Here is a 25,272-nt window from a genome sequence, read left to right as displayed (position 1 = left end):
GAAATCGGCCTCTTAAAAAGGAGCTCAAAATGATTTTTCGTCAAGATGCTTTTGGCAGATATAATAAGCAAAAAGTGATTCGCTATACACTGGTTAATCAGCACGGAACTAAAATTTCTGTCCTGAATTTCGCCGGCATTTTGCAAGAATTTTCTGTCTTGGATGCCGGCAAACGGCGTCAGCTGTTGTTAAAGTCAGATGATTTAAGCAATTATACCGACAATGATCTTTATCTCAATCATGTGGTTGGGCGCACCGCTGGCCGCATTAAGAATGCCTCATTTCCACTGAACGGCCAAAATATTTCTCTGTTAGAGAACGAAAACGGCAATTCACTGCACGGTGGGCCGCAAGGTTTTTCTTTTCAATTCTTTCAAGTCGAGCAGGCAGATGACCGTGGCAAAATTGTTTTATCTAAACAGATGGCGGCCGCTGAAGACGGTTTCCCTGGTGATTTATTGCTGACAGTCAGTTATGAATTAAGCGAAGACGATCGTCTAACGGTCACCTTTGCAGGCAGACAAACTCATGCAGATGGCGTTTTTAACCCGACACTGCATACCTATTTCAATCTGGCTGACGATGAAGTTGGTGATATCACAGGGCATAATCTATGGCTGAATAGTGATCAGCATTTGGCTTTCGATGCCAGCAAAGCCCCTGACGGTCATCTGATTGTAAATCAAGGACCTTACGATCTTAAAAATCAGCCAGACCTGGGCAAAGCGTTGGAACAGTTACAAAAAACGACTTCTGAAGGCGGGTTCGACGACGTCTTTTTGCTGGATCCGGACAATCGCGCTGGCACTGATTCTGCAGCTGTCATCACGGATCGCAGCAGTGGCAGACAAGTCCGTCTCTATTCCACAAGAAACGCTATTGTCGCTTATTCAGCCGATGCAATTGATCGGGGACTGACTTTTAATCATGGTGCAGCCCGCCCTTGGGCCGCTATGGCCTTGGAAGCTCAAACTGCACCTAACAGTGAGAACATTCCAAGCTTAGGCGATGTTGTGATTAAAGACGGCAGCACAAAGACTTTCAGCATCGATTATCAATACTGCCACCTATAGATACACGCTCTTTAAAGCCCTTTGGGGGCTTTTTTTATTAAAAAAGCTTATTATCTGCAAATTCAGATAATAAGCTTTTACATAAATGTAAAGATCAGACAAATTAAGAAAACTTGATCCCACCATCAACAGCAATAGATTGGCCCGTAATATAATCACTTTCATCGCTAGACAAAAAGCTAACTAGTTTGGCAACATCTTCAGGCTCCTCGCCTCGTCCCAAAAGAATACCGTCAATAAAGGCTTGGCGTGTCGATCCCAAAGGTACATTCTTGCGCTCTGAGAAACGCTGATCGATTTCATCCCACATTGGCGTTAAAACGATGCCTGGGTTATAAGCATTCACTCGAATCTTATCAACAGCCAATTCTTTAGCAGCCGCTTGCACCAGCCCGCGTGTGGCAAACTTTGTCGCTGAATAAATACCCAGCATCTCAAAGCCTTCCATACCAGCAATTGATGATGCCAGCACGATCGATCCGCCGTCACCCGATTTGCGGATTAAACGCGGTGCCGTCTGCAAAGCCCAAATTTGCGACTTCAGGTTAATATTAATGACATTGTCAACCTCTTCAACCGGCGTTTCTTCAATGTTATCCACCCAGTCAATTCCAGCGTTGGCAACAAAAACATCCAGACGGCCAAATTCGTCTTCAGCCTTCTTAATTAACGCCACATTAACAGCGCGATCCGAAACATCCCCGGCAAAAGTCACGGCTTGACCGCCAGCTGTCTTGATTTCTTCAGCGACTTTATCCAATTTGGATTGCGTCCGGCCGTTAATAATGACAGCATATCCATCATGTGACAGGCGCTTGGCAATTCCCTCGCCGATTCCTTGTCCGCCACCGGTAATAATTGCTACTTTTTTTGTCATCTCATTCACACGTCCTTTGTTTTTAAATTCACAAGTGTTATTGTACAACTTTTTAAAAGCGGTTACATATGGATAGCAATACCTTGTTAAACATTTTTAATCTTTGTTGATGTCAAAACAGTCCGAAACATGTTTACCAGCATGGTCCTCGCCTAACAACAAATGGTCAACGTGACCCAAAAGCTGATTGAGTGTGTCGACAATATGCGGGTCATCCAATTCGTAATAGACAGATTTTCCGATCCGTTCTTGACTGATTAATTGATAGGCACGTAGTTTTTGCAGCTGATGGGAAACTGTTGACTGCTCCGATCCTAAAGCCGAAACCAGTTCGCCCACATTCAAACGATCCTGCTCTAGCAGATTCAAAATCTGGATTCGCGTTGGACTAGCCAGCACCTTGGCGATTTTAGCCGCTTCATCCAGTTTGGCCTGGTGGATCAATTTTAAACTTTCGGACATACCTCTATTTTAAAGCATTGACAGCAAATGCCGCATCGTCCCTGATTCCCACATGATCATGACACCGAGAAACACATAAACAACCAGCTGGAAAAGATCTGCATAGCGATTCAAAAAGCCGCGAATCAGTGGAAACTTCGTCATTTTCAAGGCAGTTAAAGAAACAATCGACAACACGAGCAAAAAGACAATCAAGATCATCGGCAGATAACTAAAACTGACACTGGAAAAAAAGGGAACGTAAATCGCAAGATTGTCAGCGCTGCAGGTGGTCAGCGTCATCAGCACAACATCACGAATCAAATGCGCATCGGAGGCCTTGGCTTTGGCAGCTTCGTCTTCTTTGGAGAAGAAAGTCTTCAGACCGACAGCAATTGGAAACAACCCCAGCAAACCTAAAATCCAGCTTTCCGGAATAAACTTCAACAGATAAGCCATCAACAAACTAACCGCTATCAAAATACCGTTGCCGATCAATTCACCGATGAAAATCCGGCGGTGGCAGCGGCTTTTTTTATGTTTCCCAAAAATTGCCAACAACATGACAAAGTAATCTGAAGTCGTCCCGAAATAAGACAGAAAAGCACCTGATAAAACTGTCAACATAGCTCGCCTCTGATTAACACATGATCAACTATTCATATGTTTATATGCTCATGTTAGCATATGATAAATAAATAAAAAAGCCCCTTGGCAAATTAAGCAAGCAAACGCGTCCGACGGATTTCACTACCATCTTTATCCAAAATCAAAACATTCAACGCTGCCTCTATTGAAGCAGAATGCGATCCGCCGTCAATGTCATACCGAACACGATCACTTGCATCATGCTGCATGGCTGCAATCGGGTTGCGGCTATTGCCAGTCAGCAGAAAAGTCGGTGTATGCCCCGTCACAATCACTTTGTCCGTCTGATTACGATGCCAAACAGAATCAATCGCCCCTCTTTTCTTAGGGTCTTCCAAATACGCCTTCATGCCGCTGCTGAAAATATAGGGTTCGCGAATCCAGATCAAATCTTCAATAGCAGTATCATGGTAATCCTGTTTGCTCCAATCCAGGCCCGCATGGACAAACAAACGCTGCTGGTCTTCGATACCATAAGGAATCCTATCCAAAAAATCAATATAATGGGCGTACTTTTCGTTCAGCTCTTCTTTTGTCAGCTCGATATTAATATCATTTGGTGTTAGTCCGAGACGTTTCTGACTGCCTAAAATACCATTCCTGCCCCAATTAAAAAACTTATCCGAATCCCCAATGGCCGTACCATACAACATATCGTCGTGATTGCCGTGAATGGCCAGCGCGCCATGATGTTCAACCTGATCCATAATAAAATCAATCACCTTGATTGGTTCGTGTAAATTATTGCCATTGCTATCAGTGTAATCACCTAAAAAAATCAGCGTATAACCGTCCTGGCCAAATTCCGGCAGCTGGGTAATTTTTCTTAATGCCTGCCAATTTTCGTGAATATCAGAGACTAAAATTGTTTTGTCGAGTTCGTTATGCCTTTCAAATTTATTCATTAAGAATATTTTAATATTCTGCAATGGCTTTTTCCGAACTTTTTAGAATTGTCAAAGCTTTTACATCTATCTTTTCAAGCTTTTAGCCATAACAAGATTCGATCAGACATTTTTCTTGCTAACAAATAATCGGTCTGTAACAACGGTTGGCAGTACTTTTTTTAATTTTGCAAGAAGACTGATATTTTTTGAAAAAAAGATAAAAAAAATAACGTTCGTGTATTTTTGGGCTATTCTACATTTAAGCTAATTGGTAACGCGTTTAGGGTGGTAATCCGAATATTTTTGGACAAAACGCTATTAGTGTGAAGATTTAGCAAAAAAGTTTAGGAGAGTTTTATGAATCGTTTTCGTTGGACTATTGTTGGAATAGTCGTCGTAATCATCGCAGCGGTTGGTATTTACTTTGGCGTTAATAGCGGCAAATCAGGCACCAACAACGCAGCTGGAAAGAGATCAGTTGCTATCATCACTGATACTGGTGGTATTGATGATCACTCATTTAACCAGTCTGCATGGGAAGGATTGCAGAAATATGGTAAGAGTGCAGGTTTATCCAAGGGAAATGGCGGATATAACTATTTCCAGAGTAACGATGAATCTGATTATCGGCCAAATATTAACTCAGCCGTTCAGGCTAAGTTCAATACCATTATCGGAATCGGCTTCTCTTTGGAAACAGTCGTTAAGCAGTCCGCTAAACAGAATCCAAAAGTTAACTACGCCATTATCGATGATGTCATTCCAAATGTTAAAAACGTCGTTTCAGTAACATTCCAGACCGAACAGTCTTCATACCTGGCCGGTGTGGCAGCGGCAAAAGCTTCAAAGACTCAAAAGATCGGCTTCATCGGTGGCGTGAAGGGTGACGTCATTGATACGTTCCAGGCCGGTTATGTTGCAGGCGCTAAGTCTGTCAACAAAAATATCCGTATTGATGTTCAATATGCGAACTCGTTTGCTAACGCAGCCCAAGGCCGTACAATTGCTTCTGCCATGTACGCCAACGGCGATGATGTGATCTTTACAGCTGCCGGCGGTACTGGTAACGGTGTCTTTGCTGAAGCGAAAGCTTTGAACCAGAGGAATACAGCAGCTAATAAAGTTTGGGTCATTGGTGTTGACCGTGACCAAAAAGCTGATGGCGCTTATACCGACAAAAACGGCAACAAGTCAAACTTCACTTTGGCTTCGGCTGTTAAGGAAGTTGGCCAATCAGTGATCGATATTGCAAAACAAGCACAGGCCGGCAAGTTCCCTGGTGGCAAAGTTGTTACCTTCGGCTTCAAGCAGAATGGTGTTTATCTAGCAAGAGATTCAATGAGTGCCAGTGTTTGGCAAGCTGTTCAAGCTCAGCAGAAGCGGATCGAATCAGGCGCAATTAAAGTACCTATTCATCCAAAGTCTTACGCTTCGGTACAATAAGATTAATCCTGCCCATCGCTTTACGGCGGTGAGCCTACATATTGGGGAGACACGAGGAAAGCATGGTAAATCAAACCCAGCAGGACATTCCTGCAATCGAAATGAAGCACATTGTCAAGAAATTCGGTGATTTTGCCGCCAACGATGATATCAATCTAGATGTTAAAGCTGGTGAGATTCACGCTTTGCTTGGCGAAAACGGTGCTGGAAAGTCTACACTGATGAATATCTTGTCAGGTCTGCTGCAGCCGACCTCTGGCGAGATTTTTTTGCGCGGTCAAAAAATCACAATCAAAGATCCCGCGACCGCAGCCAAGCTCGGTATCGGTATGGTTCACCAGCACTTTATGCTCGTAGATGCCTTCACAGTGGCTGAAAACATCATCCTTGGTGCCGAGACCACTAAGGGCATGTCCTTGGATTTAAAGGCAGCTAAACAGAGAATTCAGGAACTCGTTGATAAATACAAACTTGCTGTTGATCCAGAAGCTTTAACAGCCGATATTTCAGTCGGCCAGCAGCAGCGTGTTGAAATTTTAAAAACACTTTACCGCCAAGCTGATGTCCTGATTTTTGACGAACCTACTGCCGTTTTGACACCGCAGGAAATTCAGGAATTAATCGCGATCATGAAAAATCTGGCGGCTGAGGGCAAGGCAATTATTCTGATTACACATAAACTAGAAGAAATCAGGCAGGCTGCTGATCGCGTAACGGTCATTCGTGCCGGCAAATCTTATGAAACATTTGATGCGAAAAATGTTTCTGCAGTCACATTGGCCGAAAAAATGGTTGGCCGCAAAGTCTCCTTTACGACAGAAAAAAAGCCGGCCCAAGTTGGCAAAAACATTCTTGATATTGAACATCTAACTGTTCAAAACGCTGAAGGCGTCACCAAAGTCAATGACTTATCCCTAGATATCCATGCGGGTGAAATCATTGGTGTTGCGGGCATCGATGGTAATGGCCAGACAGAGTTGGTCCAAGCAATTACGGGCCTGACCCATATACAATCTGGTAAGGTCACACTGGACGGCAAAGACATCACGAATAAATCTCCTCGGAAAATTATTCAATCCGGTACCGCACATATTCCTGAAGATCGTTTGCGTCATGGCCTAGAAGTCAACATGTCTCTGGCTTACAACATGGTCATCCAAAATTATTATGAGTCGCCTTACGCCAAAATGGGCGTCCTCCAATGGAAAGCTATCGCAGACCATGCACGCAAACTAGTCAATCAATTCGATGTGAAGATTACTTCTATTGAAGAACCAGCCGGGGCTCTTTCTGGCGGTAATCAGCAAAAAGCCGTTTTAGCTCGTGAATTATCCCGAAAATCAAAAATTGTCATCGCAGCTCAGCCGACTCGTGGACTAGATGTCGGCGCGATTGAATATATTCATAAACAGCTCGTTTCACAAAGAGATCTCGGAAAAGCTGTTTTGCTGGTCAGCTTCGAACTCGATGAAATCTTAGATTTAGCTGATAAAATCGCCGTCATCTCATCCGGCAAAATTATCGGTACCGTTGATGCCAAAGAGACGAGCAAAGAAGAACTGGGCCTTATGATGACGGGCATGAGCCTGCAAAAAGCAAGACAGGAATTATCAGCAACCAAAGCGGAGGCCAAACAATGACACAAACTAACAACAAAGCATTGATTGCGGTTCTATCTGTTGTCTTCGGATTAGTTGCCGGTGCCATCATTATGCTGATCTTCGGTTACAATCCCTTCAGCGGGTATGGTTCTTTGATTGCCACAGCTTTTGGTACGCCACAAAATATTGGTGAAATTTTCTCACAGATGACACCGCTTATTTTGACCGGTTTATCCTTTTTGGTTGCGCAACAGGCTGGTTTTTTCAATATTGGTATGTCCGGCCAACTCTACGCCGCTTGGGTGGGGAGCGTTTGGTTTGCCTTAGCCTTCCCACAATTACCAGATTTCCTGATTATTATCGGTGCAACCCTTTTTGGTGTCATACTTGGCGGCATTTCTGGCTTGATTCCCGGCTACCTGCGCGCGAAATTTGGCGCATCTGAAGTCATCATTACGATTATGCTGAACTATGTTATTCTCTACCTTGGCAATAGTGCAATCACATCTTTTCCAAAGGCCATCAGGCAAACAACTGATTCGACTAACCAAGTTGGTGATCACGGCAGCATCGCAATAAAGTGGCTGTCGGATTTAACCAATCAGTCCTCCATTTCTGCAGGTATCTTTATTGCCGTGATCGTGACAATCCTAGTCTGGTTTATTATGAAAAAAACGACCTTTGGTTTCTCGATAGAAGCCGTCGGTAAAAATGCTGATGCGGCTAAATATGCCGGTATCAATGAAAAAGCAACACAGATCTGGGCAATGACCTTATCCGGTGCCTTAGCTGGCTTAGGTGGTGTAACGGAAGGACTGGGCCATTATGGCAACGTCTTTGTTCAAAACTCGACACCAGAAACAGGCTTTAACGGCATGGCGGTTGCTCTGTTAGGATCCGGCTCCTTTATCGGTGTTATCTTGGCAGCAGCTTTATTCTCCGCCCTCACGGTTGGCGGATCCGGTATGCCCAACATTTCAGGCGTACCAACCGAACTGGTTTCGATTGTCATTGCCTTGATTATTTTCTTTGTCGGTTCCAGTTATTTGATTCAGCTCCTAATTAAAAAGATCAAGGCAGCTGATGCCGCCTCTGCCGGTTCTGGAAAAGGTCCGAAGGGTAAAAAGCCTAAGAAAACAGACCAAACTGAGGAGGCACAGGCATGAATATCTTATCAATTTTAGCCTTGTTAATTAGTACCACCATCATTTACTCGGCTCCTTTGGCTTTTACAGCAATCGGCGGTACTTTTTCTGAAAGAGGCGGCGTGGTCAACGTTGGCCTCGAAGGTATCATGACCATGGGTGCCTTCAGTTCGATTGTGTTCAACCTGTCTTTCGGCAACAGCCTTGGGCAATTAACACCTTGGCTGGGCTTGGTTGTCGGTGCCATCGTTGGTTTGGCTATTGCATGGCTGCACGCACTTGCGACTGTCACTTTGCGCGCGGATCATATCGTTTCCGGTACGGTTATCAATCTGATTGCGCCGGCCTTAGGTGTCTTTTTAATTAAGGTTATCTACGGCAAAGGTCAGACAGACCAGATTAGCCAGAGTTTTGGTTATTCCGATATTCCTCTGCTGGATCGTATTCCGATTCTAGGCCGACTGTTCTTCCATAACACAAGCTACCCAGCTTTGCTTTCCATTTTGGTTGCTTTCTTAACCTTTTACATCATCTATAAAACACGTTTCGGTTTAAGACTCAGGTCAGTCGGTGAAAACCCTCAGGCCGCTGATACTTTGGGTCTGAATGTTGCTCGGCTGCGTTACGAAGGTGTCCTGATTTCCGGCATTCTTGGTGGTATCGGTGGTGCCCTTTACGCCGAATCAATCGCGCTGAACTTCGCTGTTTCAACGATTGCTGGTCAAGGATTTATTTCGATGGCTGCCATGATTTTTGGCCGCTGGAATCCGATTGGGGCCATGCTGGCAGCCATGTTCTTCGGCCTATCACAGTCCTTATCGGTTATCGGCGCACAAATTCCTTTAATCAATCAGGTACCGTCAGTTTGGCTGCAGATCTTCCCTTATGTGTTAACAATCATCATTTTGACAATCTTCTTTGGCAAGACACGAGCACCAAAAGCAGATGGTGTTAATTACATCAAATCAGAATAAAACAAAAGCGGTTTTCCTGGGAAAACCGCTTTTTTGATAGCTAAACTTATTTCTTAACATAAGCGTACTTGTAGTAGAAGGAATCACCAGAATTAAAGTTCTGCAGTCCCTTCAATTTCGGGTTAACCAGGCTTGGGTAAGCATTCCAATAAACTGGTGCCGCACCTGCATCCTTGGCCAAAGCGACTTCGGCATCGACTTCATCTTTCGTCCTGGCTTTGCTGTTCAAAGCATCTTGATCCATAGCCCGATTAAAGGCATCTGTATAGGTCTTTGACTGCCACTTGCCATCATTGTTAGTACCATTATTTGTAAACAAAGTCAGATAACCAGTCGGCTCGGAATAATCAGATGACCAGCCCGCGACCATCACATCAAAATTCTGGTTCTGCTGATCGTGCAGACGCTGCTGGAAAGGTACAAATTTCTCAGACACTTTGACGTTCCCCAATTGCTGCCATGCCTGCTGAAGATAATCAACTTCAGGCTTAGAAACAGGATTTTCAGCCGTTGCTTCCACAGAAAGGGACAAACTTGTCAAGCCTGCTTGTTTCATCCCTTTTTTGAACAATTTTTTAGCCTGCTTGAGATTGTAACGATAGTAACGGCCTGTCTGCTTGCGCACAACAGTCCCAAAATCTTTGCCATCGGCCGTTTTGCCGCCAGCACCAACAGGTACAAGCCCAGTGGCAGCCTTATACATGCCGCCTGATATTTGATCAGCAATCGCCTGCCGGTCGATTGACCGGCTCAAGGCAAGGCGGATATTGCGATTAGTCAGCCCCTTTGTCTTGCCGGTCTGATTGAATTCCAGGTAAAAACTGGCATTGCCGTCATAGGTCTTAAAGTCCGACCGGTTCTTATTGGCCGCAACAGCCTGTTGAGAACCAAGCGGCGTCAAGTCCAAACGGCCTCTTTTATAAAGTCCGATAGCTGCCGTAGGCTCTTTAACGACTGTCTCGATAACCTTATCTGTCTTAACATGTTTTTTGTCCCAATAGTTGTCGTTTTTAATCAAGCTGAAAGAACCATTAGTGCCATTCCAGCCAGTCAAACGATAGGGGCCGTCATAAACCTGCTTATTCGAGGCTGTACCCAGCTGTTTGCCGTATTGGCGTGCAACCTTAGGGTTCTGAGCGAAGAATTGCGGTGCAGCCATTTCCAGCTCGAATTGCGGCATCGGGTGATCCAATTCAACGACAAAAGTCCGGCTGTCTTTAGCGTGTACACCCAGAGAACTGGCTGACATCTTGCCCGCTTGAATAGCATCGGCGTTCTTGATTCCCAAGAATTTATAGGCCGCTTGACTGCCGGTCTTCGGATTGACAATTCGCCGCCAGGCAAAAACAAAGTCGGAGGCTGTCAGCTTATCCCCGTTTGACCATTTGAGTCCTTTTCGTAATTTAAAAGTCCATGTTTTGCCGTCGCTGCTATGCGACCATTTTTCAGCTAAGCCAGCCTTAATCTGACCATTTGCTTGGCGGCTTAATAAGCCTTCCTGCACGTTGATTGCAATTTGGTCAGCATAAGCATCAGTCATCAAAGCTGTGTCCATTGTCGTTAAATCGGTCGGCATTGAAAAATACAATGGCGGCCTTTCTTTAGCCTGGGCTGCCAGTGGTACTGCCGCCGAAACACTCAAACTGGTAATTAACAGCCCTGTCATCAAAGCGGCGCGTCCTCTTGTTTTTAAAATCATATTTGAATACTCCTTTCCTTCTCAATTCATGTCGAAAATAAAATTCCTTTATTATAACCACGAAAATACATGAGAATCAAATCAATTGAAAAAAATGTTCAACGTGGGGCAAATACGCCGCTAACATTTGCAAAATGATTTTTTCCAGTATAATTAAAAACAGAAATCGCCTCTCAAAAACCGGCAGCAGCAACATGACATCGCGCTATATAGAAATTTATCAACAATTGAAAACCGAAATTATCCAAGATAAATATCCGATCGGTTCCTTTTTGCCCAGTGAAAGCAGAATGGCGGATCGTTTCAACTGCTCGCGGGATACCATTCGAAAATCTCTGTTACGGCTTGGTGAAGATGGCTATATTCAAAAGCAGCATGGCCGCGGTTCGCAAGTCCTGCATCACAATCTGATTAATTTTCCTATTTCCGGTTTGACAAGCTTTCAAGAACTCAAACAAGGGCAAAAACTCAATGCCAGCACAAGAGTCGCCGTCTTTGAAGAAATACAATCCACGGCGGCCAATCATCAATTGACCGCATTTCCGATAGGCAGCAGGCTTTATCATGTGGTTCGCGTTCGATTCATCAATGGCTCTCCCAGTGTGATTGATGAAGATTACTTTGATCAAAAAATCGTCAGCAAGTTAACACCCGAAATCGCTGCCGCCTCGATCTATGACTATTTGGAAAACCAAGTCGGCTTGAAGATCGCCTACGCCGAAAAATCCGTCACTGCCACACTCGTAACTGACCAGGACCGTAAACTGATGCCGGATCTGCCCAAATACGAAAATAGACTGATTCAAATTGAAAGTCGTGTCCATTTAGCTGACACGACTTATTTTCAGCATACGATCAGCCGCCATCGCCCGGATAAATTTCAGTTTCACGAATTTTCCAGACGCCAAAAGATAAACTAAAACCCAGTTGCAAAGACTGGGTTTTATAATCAATATTTAATGGCAATGACTTCATAAGGGCGCAAGACAAACTTGTCAGCCATTCTGCTATCTGCATAATTGGCCAGCAGCAGGCTTCCTGCTTGGGCTTCTTTTGGCAAATCAACCGTGACAGCCTTTTCGCCAAAATGTGTCACGACAAGTAGATGCTGATCTTGCAGCTGGCGTTTAAAAGCATAGACCTCAGGCACATTAGCAAACATCGGTTGATAATCACCCAGTGCTATCACGGTTTCTTGCTTTCTTAAAGCGATCAAGCGCTGATAAAATTGGAAGAGCCCTTGAGGATCAGCCAAGTCCTTAGCAGCGTTAACCTGCTGGAAATCACCGTTAGCCAACCAGGGTTTATGATCAGAAAAACCGGCATACTCGTCTGCGTTCCATTGCATCGGAATCCGAGAATTATCACGCGACTTGCTTTTGACAATCGCAAACGCGTCATCGGCGCTCATCCCTTTAGCCAGCAGTTCTTGATAAGCATTTTGGGACTCGACGTCGACATAATCAGACATCGACTTAAAATCAGGATCGGTCATGCCAATCTCTTCACCCATATAAATATAGGGTGTGCCGCGATTGAGATGAATGGCCGCCGCCAGCATCGCTGCACCGAGATGATAATACTGAGGATTTTTGATGAAACGGTTAATCGCCCGCGGCTGGTCGTGATTGTTCCAAAACCAAGCCGGCCAGCCACCACCATCAGAAAGGCCCTTGCCCCATTCATGGAGAATATGACGCAGTTTCTCAAAATCATAGGGCATTTTCGTCCATTTATTGCCATTTTCATAATCCACTTTTAAGTGGTGAAAACTGAAGGCCATGGATAATTCATGTCTGCCAGCTGCCGTATAGGCAATGGCATTATCGACAGTTGTCGAGCTCAGCTCGCCAACTGTGATGACTTCTGGATGTTTAGCAAAGACATCTCGATACATATTCTGCAGATAGTCGTGCACAATTGGACGATCAGTATACATGGCTTTGCCGTTGCCGCCATGCGGATCATCCAACAGTTCCTGATCTTTACCGACAACATTGATCACGTCGAAGCGGAAAGCCTTGGCGCCTTTATCCAGCCAGAAATTAAGGACCTTGTTTAATTCGGCAATGACTTCTGAATTCCGCCAATTCAAATCAGCTTGCGAAACGTCATATAAATGCAGGTAATCCAGATCAGTATGGCCAAAAGGTGCCCAAGCACTGCCGCCAAATTTTGATTCCCAACTTGTCGGAGCCGACCCATCGGCTTTTTTAGGACGCAGAATGTAGTAATTCTGATATTTTTTGTCACCAGCTAAAGCTTTTTGGAACCATATATGCGCCGTTGACGTATGATTGAAGACCATATCCATCATGATGCTGATGTGATCGGCTGCCGCTTTAGCAACTAACTCTTCAAAATCCGCCATCGTGCCAAAGACCGGGTCAATCGCACAATAATCGCTAATATCGTAGCCGTTGTCGCGCTGTGGCGAAGGAAAAATCGGGTTCAGCCATAGATAATCAATACCCAGTTTGGCCAAATAGGGCAGTTTTTCAATAATTCCGCGCAAGTCACCGATACCATCCCCATTAGTGTCTTTGAATGATTTTGGATAAGCTTGATAAACAACTTTATTTGCAAATGTAGATTGTGTTTCCTTCATAAATTAGTTAACCGCATCCTTAAAGACATTTTTCTTTTCAACGTTCCGGACTGTATCAACATCACTGTCTTTAAAGCCCCAAAGATAAACGGCCAAGAAGGACACAATCGTCGTAATGGCACTCGCTAGCAAAAAGATGTAAATATTATTCGGATTTGTTTTTGAGAAGAAGGATGGAAAACCAATCCAAGAACCCGTAAAACCAAACATATCAATTTTCAAAAGACCTGCAACAAAAGCACCTACGCCACTACCGACATTGGCCATCCAAAAGACACGGCCGTACTTCAAGTTAATACCATACATAGCGGGTTCAGTGACACCGGCAAAGCCTGACAGCGCGCCGGCTAATGATAAACCTCTAATATCAGCTTTCTTACTCTTAGCCCAAACTGCTAATGCACCAGCACCTTGTGCGATCATCGTGAAGTTAATCAAACCATTTAAGACAGAATGACCAGTGGAGGCAATATCATTAGAGATCAACGGAATAACCATCCAGTGGAGGCCAAAGATGACCAAACACTGATAGAAACCACCAATAACCAGACCGGCAATGGCTTCGTTGGATGTGACCAAGAAGTTGATCACAGCAGCCAAACCAGCAGAAATAAGTGAAATTACCGGTCCAAAGAGTACCAGCACAGCAGCCGATACGATAAACAAAGTGAATAGTGGTTGGAAAATAGAACGCAGGCTTAACGGCAAGACTTTCTTGAACCAGTTGCCGACCGGCCTTGCCAGCCACGCTGCGAAAATAATTGGAAAGATTGAATAAGTATATTGTGGAATGTGAATCGGAATACCGAACAGGCTGGCATTCAATGGAATACCGAACAACGTGCTCATTCCTTTTGTAGGTGCTGCCCACAGAGCAGCAATTGTTGGGTGAACCAGCACGCCGGCAATCGCTGCCACAACAATTGGATCAGATCGCAATTGTTTAGCTGCGGTGTAACCAACGAGAATCGGCAGGAAATAAAAAGTCGAATCGCCCATCGCGTTAATAATGATATATGTGGATGATTTGACATCAATCCAGCCTAAGTTGAAGGTGAACAGAGTTAAGAGACCTTTTAAAATACCAGAAGCAGCTAGCAAACCAATGATCGGAATCATTGATCCTGTGATCGTGCCGATCAAAACCTGAAAAGCATACTTGATCCATCCCCAGAGGTTCGTGGGGCGTTTCTTGGCTGCTTGGGCCTGTGTGGCTGCGATTGCCTGATTGGTTGCATCTTCATCGACAACACGATTACCCAGTTGTGCAATGACTTCGTCATAGACATCTGTCACGGCTGGTCCGATAACCACTTGGAACTGATCCAATGCCGCATTATAGACAGCCCCGGCAACACCATCCAGACTAGATACCTTGTTAGCATCGGCTTTTTTAGGATCTTTTAGATAAAAACGCAGTCGCGTAATACAGTGAATTAATTTATCAACATTATCAGCACCGCCGACACCATCAATAATATCGGCAGCTAATTTTTTATAATCTTGTTTTGCCATAATTACCTTTCTAATAAATTATTTGCTTGTTGCCTGGCCAATTTCCTGGCCTTGCTGAGCCGGTCCGTAATTAACCGAGAACTTGTCCAGCGCATCTTTGGAATTTGTAATCAGTACCATCGTGGTTAAAGGAAAACCAGCAGCTTTGATCATCGGCCAATCCACCTCAGCCAATTTATCACCACCAGCCACGACATCACCGACCTTCACAAAGAGTTTAAAGGGTTTGCCGTTCATGCTGACTGTATCAATGCCCATGTGGACAAGCACTTCTAAACCATCAGCGCGCTTCAAGCCGACTGCATGCGGCTGAAGCACAGTGACCGTCCCGGCAGCAGGTGAAACGACAACCGGGTCTTCTGGTTCGATCGCAAAACCTTCGCCCATCATCTTTTGAGCGAAAACTGGATCGGAAACCGTTGTCAGGTCTGCCACTTTCCCGCTGACAGGCGCATATAACTTTTCATCATTGATTAACTCTTTTTTCTTTTTGCCAAATCCAAACACATGACCCTCCTTAACTTGTACGTACAACATTGACCTACACCGTAATCATAAGCGATCCAGACACTCATTGCAAGCGTTTACATAAAACGCTTTCAAAAATATTATTTCACAAATAATCACACATCAAAAAAGCCCGTTTAACAGGCTTAAGAATTCAACAAGAATGAGATTGTGATCAAAAATGATTGGATCAATTGTTAGTTTGTGATGAGTCTGAGGCCTGCGCTGAGATTTGCTGACCCGAAATTTTCAAGACCTGATCATAATCGCGTAAAAAGCGAGTATCCACTTGGTGTTCGATTTCAATCACTGTCGCTGGAAAAGCCAGGATTAAGTGATGGATGGCCAAAGCACTAGTAGTATCCAACCCAGAAAGAGCTTCATCAACTAGAAGAATTTTCGGATGATAAAGCAGTGCTGTGTCGGGTACAACGGAATGTAGTACAAAAACCCGCCTCACGAAGAGACGGGCTTGTATTAAGGCAAGTTATTCCATAAGGGCCTGCACCAAGCCCTCAGCCAACATTATAAAATAAAAAAACACAATATATTCACGATCCGGCAGGTTTACGCAGTTTGTTGCACGCAAAATCAGTGCAAAAAATGCTATTTGTTTCTCACGCTTGTAGTACTTAATTGAACCAGTAAGCATCTTTCATATCAGCTTATAAGCAACAAAAAACCGCTATCTCAACGATAGCGGCTATCCCTCTTGAATTGCCCTTGCTGGACTCGAACCAGCGCATGATGGCACCAGAAGCCATTGCCTTACCAACTTGGCCAAAGGGCATTAACAAGATATCATTTTACCATGATATCACGTTAAAATTCAAGCATTCGTCTGCTGTAATTTTGAATGATGAAGCCCGTAGCCGTAATAGATAATCAAGCCAATCACCGTCCAGATCGCAAACATCAGTAAGGTCTGGCTCCTCAGCTGCGTAATGAAAAAGAAACTCGTAATTCCGCCAATAATCGGAATAATCGGATAACCAGGGACTCGAAAACCATCCGCATTAGCAATATCAGCTCGGTGTCGAAGCGGCAGGATACCAAAGTTGACAAAGACAAAGGCCGCTAAAGTGCCAGCATTGATCAAAGAAGCTAATTCTGAAAGAGGTACCAACCCAGCTAGGAGAATCTCGATCAAACCAGCAATCAGTAGAGAGTTCATCGGGACATGCTGCTTACCGGTGATTTTACCAAGAAATTTCGGTAATAAACCGTCCCGGCCGAATGAGTAGATCAGACGGGATGAAGCAAATACCAAGGCCAACACACCTGTGAACATGCCAATCATCGAACCAATGCCAATCACAGAAGCCAAGCCGCCCTGTTTGACATAACTGAAGGCAAATGACGCAGGATCACTCACATTCAAGTTTTTATAATTAACCATGCCGGTTAAGATAATAGCAAACAAAGTATAGAGAACCGCAGCAACCAAGACCGTATAAATAATGCCACGTGCCATTTGTGTTTTTGGTTTTTTAACTTCAGCTGTATGTGCCGCCAGGGTATCAAAACCAATGAAAGCAAAGAAGATGCCCGAAGTACTGGCCCAGATGCCCCCAAGTCCAAAGAGGCCGGTCTGAAATTCTTTTGGATAGAAAGGCACGTAATTACCCGGTTTGATAAAGAAGATACCCACGGCAATGAAAAGTGTCAAAATGAGCAGTTTGATCAAAACGAAAACATTTTCTACCCAGCGTGTCGTGGACAGGCCGATCATCTGAACCCCAAGGATCACCAATAATAACAGCACGGCCGGCAGATTGATAATACCGCCTTCAAAGGGGCCAGCCAACACAGCTTGAAAACCTTTAATATGATTTGTTTGCAACAAGCCGCCCAAGTAGGACGAAAATCCTACAGAAACGGCCGAAGTCGCTAAGAAATACTCCAAAATTAGTGACCAGCCTAAAAACCAGCCAACCACCTGCCCAAAGACAACCGACCCATACGAGTAGGCCGAACCAGCGACCGGCATCGCGCTGGCAAATTCTGAATAGGCCATGCCGGAAATACCGGAAATGATGGCTGCAATCAAAAAGCCGATCGCCACAGCCGGGCCGGAATGCTGTGCTGCTTCAGTCCCCGGCAAGATAAAAATACCAGTACCGATAACTGTCCCAATTCCAAGTGCAACTAAATCTTTTGTGTCCAAAACACGTTTTAAGTGCGAATCTGCACTTGCAAACTGTGCAATCGAATCACGACGAAAAGATCGTTTAAAAATTCCCAAAATTGCCTCCCTTAAAAAGTAAATTGTCAAAATTATGCCATGTAAGTAGACGAATGTAAACAAAAAAAGCCAAAGAATTCTCTTTGGCTTGTGAAATATTTGTTAACTTTAATTAAAGAGTCGCGTCATACCAGGCTAAGACTTGTTTAGGTGTCAGTCGTTCGCCATCTCCGATGTGAGAAAGCTGTTTGCCATCCTGGAAAAGAACAAAGGAAGGAATACCTCGAAGCCCTTGAGCTTTAGCAATCTCAAGATTGGCATCGCGATCGGCGTCAAACCAATTAGCAGTCTGCGAGACGTGATCCCTGATGCTTTGGACGAAGGGTTTGATAGCTTTGCAGTCGCCGCACCAGTCAGCTGACAAAAACATTACCTGCCGTCCCGGCTCATTTATCTTATCTTCAATTACTTGATCGCTATTAACTTCTGGTTCATAAAAGTTCATACTTACATTTTATCAGTAAAATACGATTTGCCAAGTCCTTGAACACTTTTAACTGCAGGCAGACACAATGGCCGCCGAATTCAAGAGAATGCTGGTTGTTCGGACCATTGAGTCTATCTGATTATCTATATATCTGGCGTAATTGTTTGAAAAATAAATCAACAAATGCCATTAATTTTTCACGCGTTAAATAGACATTGTCGCCATTTTTGAAGGAAAGGACACTTTCGTAAGGAAAACCATCAGGAAACACAATCGGGCGGCCAGTCATAATTGCTTGATTAATAATTCGCAACTCAATCAGCGAATTAAAGCTTTCAGTAATTTTGTCTGCCTGATCCAAGGCTCTATTTGCAAACCGGCGATCCAAAGATAAAAGCACACTTTGCAAGAAAATTTGTTCTTTAGACTGAACCTGATCTAATAAGAGATGCGTCTGTCCCTCGGACCGATCAATATATTCTTTTGTATAATGCTGAATTGCTGGCATATCTGCTCCTCAAAATATCATTCACAGTTGGACAGCAAATGCTGTAGATATATAAATAAGGTTTATCTTATATATCTTCGTTTTCCGTGTCGACTAAATCATCATCAACCTTAGGATCCTGCACTTCATGCCCTGTAATTTTCTGAATTTCTTCAAAAAGAATACCCTCGCGCAAACCGGATTGAGAAAAAATCACTTGATCAGAATCAATGTATTGAAACAATTTAATCAAAGGCAGCATACCACCAACGATAATATCGGCGCGTTCTTTGGCTAGACCCGGCATTTCACCGCGTTCTTTGGCATTTTTTGACAAAACCTCTTCAAAAATTTGATTTGCCTCAGTAGCCGGCAAATGATAACCGTGAATCGATAAGCCAATCATTTCCTGCTTGCGTCTGGAAATTTTAGCCATCGTTCGATTAGAACCGCCAATAGCCACAATTGGGAAATTTCGCACTTCTGTCAACCAAGCGACATCCGTAAAAAGACGCTGTAAAGCTGTAATTGCTCTAAAAAATGAGACAGCCGTTACTTTGTCTTTTTCCAGATATGTTTCCGTCAAATTGACGGATCCTGCCGGCAGGGAAACAGCATGTATCTCCTGTCCATCCCTCACCATGACCATTTCCGACGAAGCACCACCAGTATCCAAGATCAAAGCATTTTCGATTGGCAAAGTTTCAATGATGCCTAAATAGTCATAATGCGCCTCTTGCAGGCCAGGAATGACTTCCAATGGCTGATCCAAGGCACTTTGAAATTTACTTAAAAACTCTTTTTGGTTAGAGGCTTGCCGGACAGCTGCAGTAGCAACTGCTCTCACAGTAATCTCATCGTAGGCATCGATTTCTTTTTTGAAATTTTTCACTGCCTGGATTGTCCTGTCGATCGCATCGGGCTGCAAAACACGTTTTTTGCCCATGCCAGCCGATAGCCGTACCATTTCTTGAAAACGACCCAAAATCTCATACTGGCCGTCCTTCTCGTATTGACTGATTGTCATACGAACAGAATTTGATCCCAAATCAATCACTGCAAATTTTGCCATAAAGCCTCCTTTGTCTCCAGTGTAACTTATTGATCGCCAATAAATTTCTCAGCAAATTTATCTGAAACGAATTTATGGTCCAGAAAAAGCTGCTGGCTATCAACACTTCGTCGACGTTTGGAATGTTTGATATAACTGCCATCAGCTTTCATTTTCCACATGTTGACCGTGTCAGCCCACATGGTTTCAAAAATTTCCGCTACCTCAGCTTCACAGGCGGGGTCGAGAATAGGAACCATCAATTCTACGCGCCGATAAAGATTTCGAGGCATCAGGTCTGCACTAGCAATGTAAGTCAATGGCTGCTGCCCGTTAGCAAAACGATAAATACGCGAATGCTCTAAAAAGCGGCCGACAATGGAGTGAACTTTAATCTTATTCGTGACTGATTTTATTTCAGGTTTTAAGGTCTCAATACCTCTAATTAACAGATGAATCGGAACACCCGCTTGACCAGCAGCGACTAAATGATTAATGATCTCGGTATCATTTAATGAGTTTGCTTTCATCCAGATACCAGAACTTTGGCCTGCCGCTGCATGAGCAGCTTCTTGATCAATCAAGTCGGTCAGTCTCGCCGCAATACCGTTGGGTGAAATATAAGCTAGTTTAAGTTCGCTTGGCATTGAATAACCGGTTAAATAATTAAAAATCTGGGTCACATCATCTGCCAACTGTTCGTTTGCAGTGAACAAAGAGATATCAGTATAAAGACGGGCTGTGATTTCATTATAGTTGCCCGTACCAATGTGCATATAGCGTGTCGTTTTGCCAAATTCTCTTCTAACGACCAAAGCCATTTTGGCATGCACTTTCAAATTCGGCAAACCATAAATGACATGAACACCTTCTTTTTCTAATTCTCCGGCCCAATGGACATTGTTTTCTTCATCAAAACGTGCCTTAACTTCGACCAAGGCTGTCACTTGTTTGCCATTGGCAGCGGCTCGTGCCAAAGCCGCGATGATTGGCGACTGGTCTGACACGCGATAAAGGGTCATTTTAATCGCCATCGTCTCGGTATCATCAGCTGCCCGATTAATAAAGTTGACCACAGGCGCGTAGTCATCATATGGATGCTGCAGAATCACATCATGGTCAGCAATTGTTTCAAAAATACGTGAACCCATCAAATCTCCTGCCAGGCGAGATTTAAAAGGTGTATACATCAATTCGGGCCGCTGAACCTGTTTAATCAAAGTATCCAAAAAAGCCAAATCCACAGGTCCTGAAACACGATAAACACGTCTCTTATTCAGAGGAAGCGCCTTCTCGAGGTGTTTTTCCAGTTTGCGCGACATCTGTTTTTCAGCAACCAGTCGAATTACCTGACCCCGCTCGCGCTTTTTCAGCTGTGTCTGAACTTCTTTTAATAGATTGGGTGAATCTTCCTCGGCAATTTCCAGCTCCATATCACGCAGAATATGAAAAGCGGATACCTCTTGAATATCATAATGATTGAACAGAAGACTAATAAATTCCTGAATAGTATCTTCGATTAAAACATATGTCTGGCCATCTCCAGTAGGCAGCTGAATGACACGCTGCAGATTTTTCGGAACTTGAATAAAGGCATAACGATCAATTTTGCCTTTCTTCTTGCTGCCAGCTGCTAGTCGAATACCTAAATTCAAACTATCATTGGATAAAAAAGGAAAAGGCCGCGTACCATCATCAGCCATGGGTGTTAGAATTGGTAAAATCTCCTGCTTGAAATAATTTTGCAGCCAAGCATATTGATCAGGCTGCAAATCAGCTACTGCTAAGACATTCACGCCGCTTTTAGCCAGCATCGGAATCAAAGAACGCGCATAAAGGGAATGCTGTTTTTTTAGTTGTGTTCCGGCAGCAGCGGAAATTAAATCCAGTTCGGCAGATGGGGTTAAACCAGTGGGATCCTGAGTTATCAGATGCAGCTGCACCATTTGATGGATCGAAGCTAGTCGAACCATAAACCATTCGTCAAGATTTTTTTGCGTAATCGACAAGAAACGCGCCCGCTCCAGCAGCGGGTGCCTGATGTCTCTGGCTTGAGCTAAGACGCGGTCATTGAAACGGAGCCAAGAAATTTCGCGATTGACAAGATGCTTTGAATTTTTTTCGTTTTCAGCCATAAATACAATTCTTACTTATTCTTGCTTATGTACAAAAAAGGGCAGCCTCCCTGCAATTACCAGAGGCTGACACGTTTTTCAGGCGCACGATACATAGCGTCTTTAGGGCCAATGTTAAAGGTCTCAAAGAAATCCGCAAAATTCTTAACCGGCTCATTAGCACGCAATTTATTCGGTGCGTGTTCATCAATACTTGTCAAAAGTTTGATATATTCGGTACTAGCCTTCATACGCCAGATCTCAGCCCATGTTTTGAAAAATAATTCAGCAGAGAATTGATCATCCTCTTTTGCGGCCTGCAGCGCCGCTGAAAGTCCGCCCAAGTCGGCAATGTTTTCCGTTAAGGTCAGTTTCGGATTAACTGGTGCACCGTCAACATCTAGGCCGGACCAGGAATCAACGATTGCTTGTGCTTTTTCTTGGAATTTGGCCAGGTCCTCGTCAGTCCACCAATTATTCAAAGAGCCCTTTTCATCAAAACGAGCGCCATTTGTATCAAAAGCATGTGAGACTTCATGCGCAATAACAGCACCGATACCGCCATAATTAGCTGATGCATCACGATCAAAGTCATAGAAAGGCATCTGTAAAATACCAGCCGGAAAATTAATTGAATTGGTCTGCGGATCATAGTAAGCGTTGACTGTATCGGGTGTCATGACCCATTCAGTATTATCAACCTTGGTGTCCCAGCGACCCAAATTGAATTCGGCTTCTTGTTTGACCAAGACGCGTTCGTTTTCGGCCAAACTGGCAGTCAAATCAACTTTGCGAGCCAGAAAACGTGCCGGTACCTGATCTGGATAACCGATTTTAATCGCAATATGATCTAATTTACTGATTGCTTTTTTAATCGTCTCTTGACTGAGCCAATCGTTATCAGTCAGGCGGGACGGGTAAACACCGATCATTTTATGAATCATGGCCTCTACATTCTTTTTGGCTTCTGGTGAAAAATGTTTGATACGGAAATATTCGCCTAAGAGAAAACCAAACTGGCGGTGTGCCAAAGCATAGGCAGCACGAGCTGCTTCAGGTGCTTGAGCGGCACCAGTCAGTGTCCGAGAATAGCTGCCGGCAATCTTATACAGATCATAAGAGGCAAAACGCGCGTAAGCCGAGGCATTGGCTGCTATTAGCCAGTTCTTAAAAATCGGCCAGTTCTCAGAAGCGAAGACTTTCTTGCCTGCTTCCCAAAAACGTTCAGAAGTCAAAACAACCTGATCGACATTTTTACCGACTAGTTGGTCAATATAATGTTTCAAATCGACTTGATCAACAGTGGCTGCAAAATCATCAATTGATTTAGGATGATAGTTCTTATAATATTCCATTTGTTCTTGACGGCTAAGCACCAATTTCGGCAGCAAAGCATCAAATTTTTTAGCATCGGAGACAATCTTGGCAACATCCTCTTCGCTATAACCAGCGGCTGCCAAAATTTCGCTGGTCATTTTAGACCAAGCTGCCAGTAAAGCTTCTTTTTGCGGATTATCATCAGCATAATAAGTCGTATCCGGCAAGATAGTATCAGGTTCGTCTACCCAGAAAATATAGTGGTCAGCTTCTTTAAAATCTGGTGCAACGCCAAAATTAAAACCAGTTGTGTAACCCTGCATATCCAAATCAGCAGCTTGATCAGAAAAATCCTGAAAACTCGTTAGCTTGTCAAGGACGGCTAGAGCTTGTTTGACCGGTTTGGCACCATCAGCATTCCGCTTTTCCCAATCATCGGCTAATTTATAAAAGTCAACAAAATTCTTTAAATAAGCCGGGGCCTCTTTCTCCCCCTTGGCAAAAGCCTCAGTATCGGCACGCATATCATCCTCAATCGACAGGTATAAATCTGTAAACGAACTTGCAGCCGGCATATCGGGACGAATTTTTGCCGTTTTCAACCATGCTTCATTGACCGAAGCAAAGAGATCATCTTGTACTTTAACCATGTTTCCTCCTAAATTGTTTCAATTCTAACATTAAAAAGACCGCGATTGCTTGTTTGCCAAAACCACTCAGCATTTGTTAACCGCTATCATTGACTCAAGGCTTTCTGCAAGAATACTATAAAAACAGACCAGTTTCTGATGATAAAAATACGGAAAGAAGGACCTTATGGACGAATATCGTATTGAAGAAGACAGCTTGGGGTCAGTGAAAATTCCACAAAATGCACTTTGGGGACCACAAACTGAACGCAGCCGCCAAAATTTTTCTGCCGGCAGCAAGATGCCTTTGGTCTTAATCAAAGTGCTGTTGCAGCTGAAAAAGGCCGCAGCTGATGCCAATCGAGCAGCAGGTACTCTGAGCGATGATAAAGCGAATTTGATTATTCAAGCTGTTGATAAATTACTCGTACTCAATGATGAAGATCTCAGACAAGACTTTCCCCTGGTCATTTATCAGACAGGATCTGGTACCCAGACGAATATGAATGTCAATGAGGTCGTGGCACATATGGCAGGGCGGCTGAATTCACAAATTCCTATTCTTCCTAATGATGACGTCAATCAGGGACAAAGTTCAAATGATATTTTCCCGACTGCCATGAATATCACAGCTGCTTTGGCTGTCACTAAACTCAATCAGGCCATTCAACATTTAATCAGAGAATTAAAAAAGAAAGAAACGCAATATTGGCGGACTGTTAAGGTTGGCAGAACACACCTTCAAGATGCCACCCCCCTGACTTTTGGGCAGGAAATCAGCGGCTGGGTCAGTCAATTGCAGCATGATTTGTCTTATCTGCAGACACTAGCACCGACGCTTAATGAATTGGCCATAGGTGGAACTGCTGTCGGGACGGGCCTGAATGCCGCACCAGGTTTTGCCCAAACAATTGCCAAAAAAATGGCTGATCTTTATCACATCCCCTTCACTGCTGATTCCAATAAATTCTATGGGTTAGCAGCACATTCCGGCCTTAATGTTGTGCACGGCGCGATCAAAACATTAGCCAGCGATCTCTTAAAGATTGCTAATGATATTCGTTTTCTAGCCAGCGGGCCAAGAGCGGGTTACGGTGAATTAACAATTCCAGCCAATGAACCTGGATCGTCAATTATGCCCGGAAAAGTGAATCCGACACAAGCCGAGGCCATCACAATGGCCGCAGTCCGAGTGTTAGGCAACGATGTCGTAATTAGTCTAGCAGCCAGCCAGGGAAATTTTGAAATGAATGTCTATAAACCTGTTTTGATTAGTGCCTTTTTGGAATCCGCTGATTTGCTCAGCACGACAATTACCTCATTTACAGACAAATTAGTCGTCGGGCTCATAGCAAATGTTCAGCGCATGCAAGAACTGTTAAATCAGTCCTTAATGACCGTGACCGCCTTATCGCCGCATATCGGCTACCACGATAGTGCCATGATCGCTCAGCTAGCGCAGCGAGAGGGGCTCACACTTAAGGCAGCAGCATTGAAATCTGGCAAAGTATCAGAGAAACAGTTCAATAAATGGGTTGTCGCAATTGACATGACCAACATCCAATAGGCCGCCAGGAATGAAAC

General features: G+C 44.0%; 22 protein-coding genes and 1 tRNA gene. 7 read left to right on the top strand and 16 right to left on the bottom strand.

The window, feature by feature from the left end:
- Window positions 1–29 precede the first annotated feature (29 nt).
- Window positions 30–1,073: an aldose epimerase family protein gene (locus NRF22_RS04995; protein WP_263779476.1), complete on the top strand. Its 1,044-nt coding sequence runs from the start codon at window positions 30–32 to the stop codon at window positions 1,071–1,073.
- Window positions 1,074–1,176: 103 nt separating this feature from the next.
- On the opposite strand, the gene NRF22_RS04990 is transcribed toward NRF22_RS04995, so the two are convergent.
- The 4 genes from NRF22_RS04990 to NRF22_RS04975 all read right to left on the bottom strand — a co-directional run bounded on the left by NRF22_RS04990 (window position 1,177) and on the right by NRF22_RS04975 (window position 3,944).
- Window positions 1,177–1,950 (bottom strand): glucose 1-dehydrogenase, encoded by a 774-nt coding sequence (locus NRF22_RS04990; RefSeq protein ID WP_263779475.1) that lies wholly within the window; start codon window positions 1,948–1,950, stop codon window positions 1,177–1,179.
- Between the two features lie 96 nt (window positions 1,951–2,046).
- Entirely contained in the window at window positions 2,047–2,412 is a 366-nt protein-coding gene (locus tag NRF22_RS04985; RefSeq protein ID WP_263779474.1) for an ArsR/SmtB family transcription factor, read from the bottom strand.
- Window positions 2,413–2,421: 9 nt separating this feature from the next.
- Complete coding sequence (locus NRF22_RS04980) at window positions 2,422–3,018, bottom strand: cadmium resistance transporter (protein ID WP_263779473.1); 597 nt, start codon at window positions 3,016–3,018, stop codon at window positions 2,422–2,424.
- Between the two features lie 92 nt (window positions 3,019–3,110).
- On the bottom strand, window positions 3,111–3,944 hold the full coding sequence (locus NRF22_RS04975) for a metallophosphoesterase (protein ID WP_263779472.1): 834 nt from the start codon (window positions 3,942–3,944) through the stop codon (window positions 3,111–3,113).
- A gap of 339 nt (window positions 3,945–4,283) precedes the next feature.
- On the opposite strand from NRF22_RS04975, the gene NRF22_RS04970 reads away from it, so the two are divergent.
- The 4 genes from NRF22_RS04970 to NRF22_RS04955 all read left to right on the top strand — a co-directional run bounded on the left by NRF22_RS04970 (window position 4,284) and on the right by NRF22_RS04955 (window position 9,089).
- Entirely contained in the window at window positions 4,284–5,369 is a 1,086-nt protein-coding gene (locus tag NRF22_RS04970) for a BMP family lipoprotein (protein WP_263779471.1), read from the top strand.
- Window positions 5,370–5,431: 62 nt separating this feature from the next.
- Window positions 5,432–7,009 (top strand): ABC transporter ATP-binding protein, encoded by a 1,578-nt coding sequence (locus NRF22_RS04965; RefSeq protein WP_263779470.1) that lies wholly within the window; start codon window positions 5,432–5,434, stop codon window positions 7,007–7,009.
- Window positions 7,006–8,136 (top strand): ABC transporter permease, encoded by a 1,131-nt coding sequence (locus NRF22_RS04960; RefSeq protein WP_263779469.1) that lies wholly within the window; start codon window positions 7,006–7,008, stop codon window positions 8,134–8,136. Before NRF22_RS04965 ends, NRF22_RS04960 begins: the two co-directional genes overlap by 4 nt.
- Window positions 8,133–9,089: an ABC transporter permease gene (locus NRF22_RS04955; RefSeq protein ID WP_263779468.1), complete on the top strand. Its 957-nt coding sequence runs from the start codon at window positions 8,133–8,135 to the stop codon at window positions 9,087–9,089. The genes NRF22_RS04960 and NRF22_RS04955 overlap by 4 nt, the downstream gene beginning before the upstream one ends.
- 46 nt (window positions 9,090–9,135) lie before the next feature.
- Here NRF22_RS04955 and NRF22_RS04950 read toward each other — a convergent pair whose 3' ends face one another.
- On the bottom strand, window positions 9,136–10,755 hold the full coding sequence (locus tag NRF22_RS04950; RefSeq protein WP_412178720.1) for a peptide ABC transporter substrate-binding protein: 1,620 nt from the start codon (window positions 10,753–10,755) through the stop codon (window positions 9,136–9,138).
- A 227-nt stretch (window positions 10,756–10,982) separates the two neighbouring features.
- Here NRF22_RS04950 and treR point away from each other — a divergent pair, with 227 nt between their 5' ends.
- Complete coding sequence (gene treR / locus NRF22_RS04945; RefSeq protein WP_263779465.1) at window positions 10,983–11,708, top strand: trehalose operon repressor; 726 nt, start codon at window positions 10,983–10,985, stop codon at window positions 11,706–11,708.
- 29 nt (window positions 11,709–11,737) lie between these two features.
- On the opposite strand, the gene treC is transcribed toward treR, so the two are convergent.
- From treC to NRF22_RS04890, 11 genes are all read right to left on the bottom strand, one after another.
- Window positions 11,738–13,396 carry an alpha,alpha-phosphotrehalase gene (treC, locus tag NRF22_RS04940; protein WP_263779464.1) on the bottom strand — a complete coding sequence of 553 codons (1,659 nt, stop codon included), beginning with the start codon at window positions 13,394–13,396 and terminating at the stop codon, window positions 11,738–11,740.
- A 3-nt stretch (window positions 13,397–13,399) separates the two neighbouring features.
- Entirely contained in the window at window positions 13,400–14,911 is a 1,512-nt protein-coding gene (locus tag NRF22_RS04935; RefSeq protein WP_263779463.1) for a PTS transporter subunit EIIC, read from the bottom strand.
- Between the two features lie 18 nt (window positions 14,912–14,929).
- Complete coding sequence (locus NRF22_RS04930; protein ID WP_263779462.1) at window positions 14,930–15,418, bottom strand: PTS glucose transporter subunit IIA; 489 nt, start codon at window positions 15,416–15,418, stop codon at window positions 14,930–14,932.
- Window positions 15,419–15,608: 190 nt separating this feature from the next.
- Window positions 15,609–15,878: a hypothetical protein gene (locus NRF22_RS04925; RefSeq protein WP_263779461.1), complete on the bottom strand. Its 270-nt coding sequence runs from the start codon at window positions 15,876–15,878 to the stop codon at window positions 15,609–15,611.
- Between the two features lie 257 nt (window positions 15,879–16,135).
- Window positions 16,136–16,208 (bottom strand) — tRNA-Gln (locus tag NRF22_RS04920).
- 39 nt (window positions 16,209–16,247) lie between these two features.
- The gene (locus tag NRF22_RS04915) at window positions 16,248–17,663 is read right to left on the bottom strand and encodes an APC family permease (protein ID WP_007744477.1); all 1,416 of its coding nucleotides are present in this window, start codon (window positions 17,661–17,663) and stop codon (window positions 16,248–16,250) included.
- A 112-nt stretch (window positions 17,664–17,775) separates the two neighbouring features.
- On the bottom strand, window positions 17,776–18,108 hold the full coding sequence (locus NRF22_RS04910) for a thioredoxin family protein (protein WP_007744485.1): 333 nt from the start codon (window positions 18,106–18,108) through the stop codon (window positions 17,776–17,778).
- Window positions 18,109–18,229: 121 nt separating this feature from the next.
- On the bottom strand, window positions 18,230–18,598 hold the full coding sequence (locus NRF22_RS04905; protein WP_263779460.1) for a hypothetical protein: 369 nt from the start codon (window positions 18,596–18,598) through the stop codon (window positions 18,230–18,232).
- A gap of 67 nt (window positions 18,599–18,665) precedes the next feature.
- Window positions 18,666–19,649, bottom strand: coding sequence for a Ppx/GppA family phosphatase (locus NRF22_RS04900; RefSeq protein WP_007744487.1), 984 nt, complete (start codon window positions 19,647–19,649; stop codon window positions 18,666–18,668).
- A gap of 26 nt (window positions 19,650–19,675) precedes the next feature.
- Window positions 19,676–21,763, bottom strand: a complete 2,088-nt coding sequence (ppk1, locus tag NRF22_RS04895; RefSeq protein WP_263779458.1) for a polyphosphate kinase 1 — start codon at window positions 21,761–21,763, stop codon at window positions 19,676–19,678.
- A gap of 56 nt (window positions 21,764–21,819) precedes the next feature.
- On the bottom strand, window positions 21,820–23,709 hold the full coding sequence (locus tag NRF22_RS04890; RefSeq protein WP_263779456.1) for a M13-type metalloendopeptidase: 1,890 nt from the start codon (window positions 23,707–23,709) through the stop codon (window positions 21,820–21,822).
- A gap of 166 nt (window positions 23,710–23,875) precedes the next feature.
- Between NRF22_RS04890 and NRF22_RS04885 the strand changes: the two genes are divergently transcribed.
- Window positions 23,876–25,255, top strand: a complete 1,380-nt coding sequence (locus tag NRF22_RS04885; protein WP_263779455.1) for a class II fumarate hydratase — start codon at window positions 23,876–23,878, stop codon at window positions 25,253–25,255.
- Window positions 25,256–25,272 lie beyond the last annotated feature (17 nt).

It is taken from the genome of Oenococcus kitaharae (assembly GCF_025758695.1).
Classification (GTDB): domain Bacteria; phylum Bacillota; class Bacilli; order Lactobacillales; family Lactobacillaceae; genus Oenococcus; species Oenococcus kitaharae_A.
Note: the sequence above shows the minus strand (reverse complement) of the source record. Positions and strands in the feature narration are given on the sequence as shown.

Coding starts and splice junctions, on each gene's coding strand:
- NRF22_RS04995 (WP_263779476.1), top strand. CDS start 30: ATGATTTTTCGTCAAGATGCTTTTGGCAGATATAATAAGCAAAAAGTG.
- NRF22_RS04990 (WP_263779475.1), bottom strand. CDS start 1,950: ATGACAAAAAAAGTAGCAATTATTACCGGTGGCGGACAAGGAATCGGC.
- NRF22_RS04985 (WP_263779474.1), bottom strand. CDS start 2,412: ATGTCCGAAAGTTTAAAATTGATCCACCAGGCCAAACTGGATGAAGCG.
- NRF22_RS04980 (WP_263779473.1), bottom strand. CDS start 3,018: ATGTTGACAGTTTTATCAGGTGCTTTTCTGTCTTATTTCGGGACGACT.
- NRF22_RS04975 (WP_263779472.1), bottom strand. CDS start 3,944: ATGAATAAATTTGAAAGGCATAACGAACTCGACAAAACAATTTTAGTC.
- NRF22_RS04970 (WP_263779471.1), top strand. CDS start 4,284: ATGAATCGTTTTCGTTGGACTATTGTTGGAATAGTCGTCGTAATCATC.
- NRF22_RS04965 (WP_263779470.1), top strand. CDS start 5,432: ATGGTAAATCAAACCCAGCAGGACATTCCTGCAATCGAAATGAAGCAC.
- NRF22_RS04960 (WP_263779469.1), top strand. CDS start 7,006: ATGACACAAACTAACAACAAAGCATTGATTGCGGTTCTATCTGTTGTC.
- NRF22_RS04955 (WP_263779468.1), top strand. CDS start 8,133: ATGAATATCTTATCAATTTTAGCCTTGTTAATTAGTACCACCATCATT.
- NRF22_RS04950 (WP_412178720.1), bottom strand. CDS start 10,755: ATGACAGGGCTGTTAATTACCAGTTTGAGTGTTTCGGCGGCAGTACCA.
- treR (WP_263779465.1), top strand. CDS start 10,983: ATGACATCGCGCTATATAGAAATTTATCAACAATTGAAAACCGAAATT.
- treC (WP_263779464.1), bottom strand. CDS start 13,396: ATGAAGGAAACACAATCTACATTTGCAAATAAAGTTGTTTATCAAGCT.
- NRF22_RS04935 (WP_263779463.1), bottom strand. CDS start 14,911: ATGGCAAAACAAGATTATAAAAAATTAGCTGCCGATATTATTGATGGT.
- NRF22_RS04910 (WP_007744485.1), bottom strand. CDS start 18,108: ATGAACTTTTATGAACCAGAAGTTAATAGCGATCAAGTAATTGAAGAT.
- NRF22_RS04905 (WP_263779460.1), bottom strand. CDS start 18,598: ATGCCAGCAATTCAGCATTATACAAAAGAATATATTGATCGGTCCGAG.
- NRF22_RS04900 (WP_007744487.1), bottom strand. CDS start 19,649: ATGGCAAAATTTGCAGTGATTGATTTGGGATCAAATTCTGTTCGTATG.
- ppk1 (WP_263779458.1), bottom strand. CDS start 21,763: ATGGCTGAAAACGAAAAAAATTCAAAGCATCTTGTCAATCGCGAAATT.
- NRF22_RS04890 (WP_263779456.1), bottom strand. CDS start 23,709: ATGGTTAAAGTACAAGATGATCTCTTTGCTTCGGTCAATGAAGCATGG.
- NRF22_RS04885 (WP_263779455.1), top strand. CDS start 23,876: ATGGACGAATATCGTATTGAAGAAGACAGCTTGGGGTCAGTGAAAATT.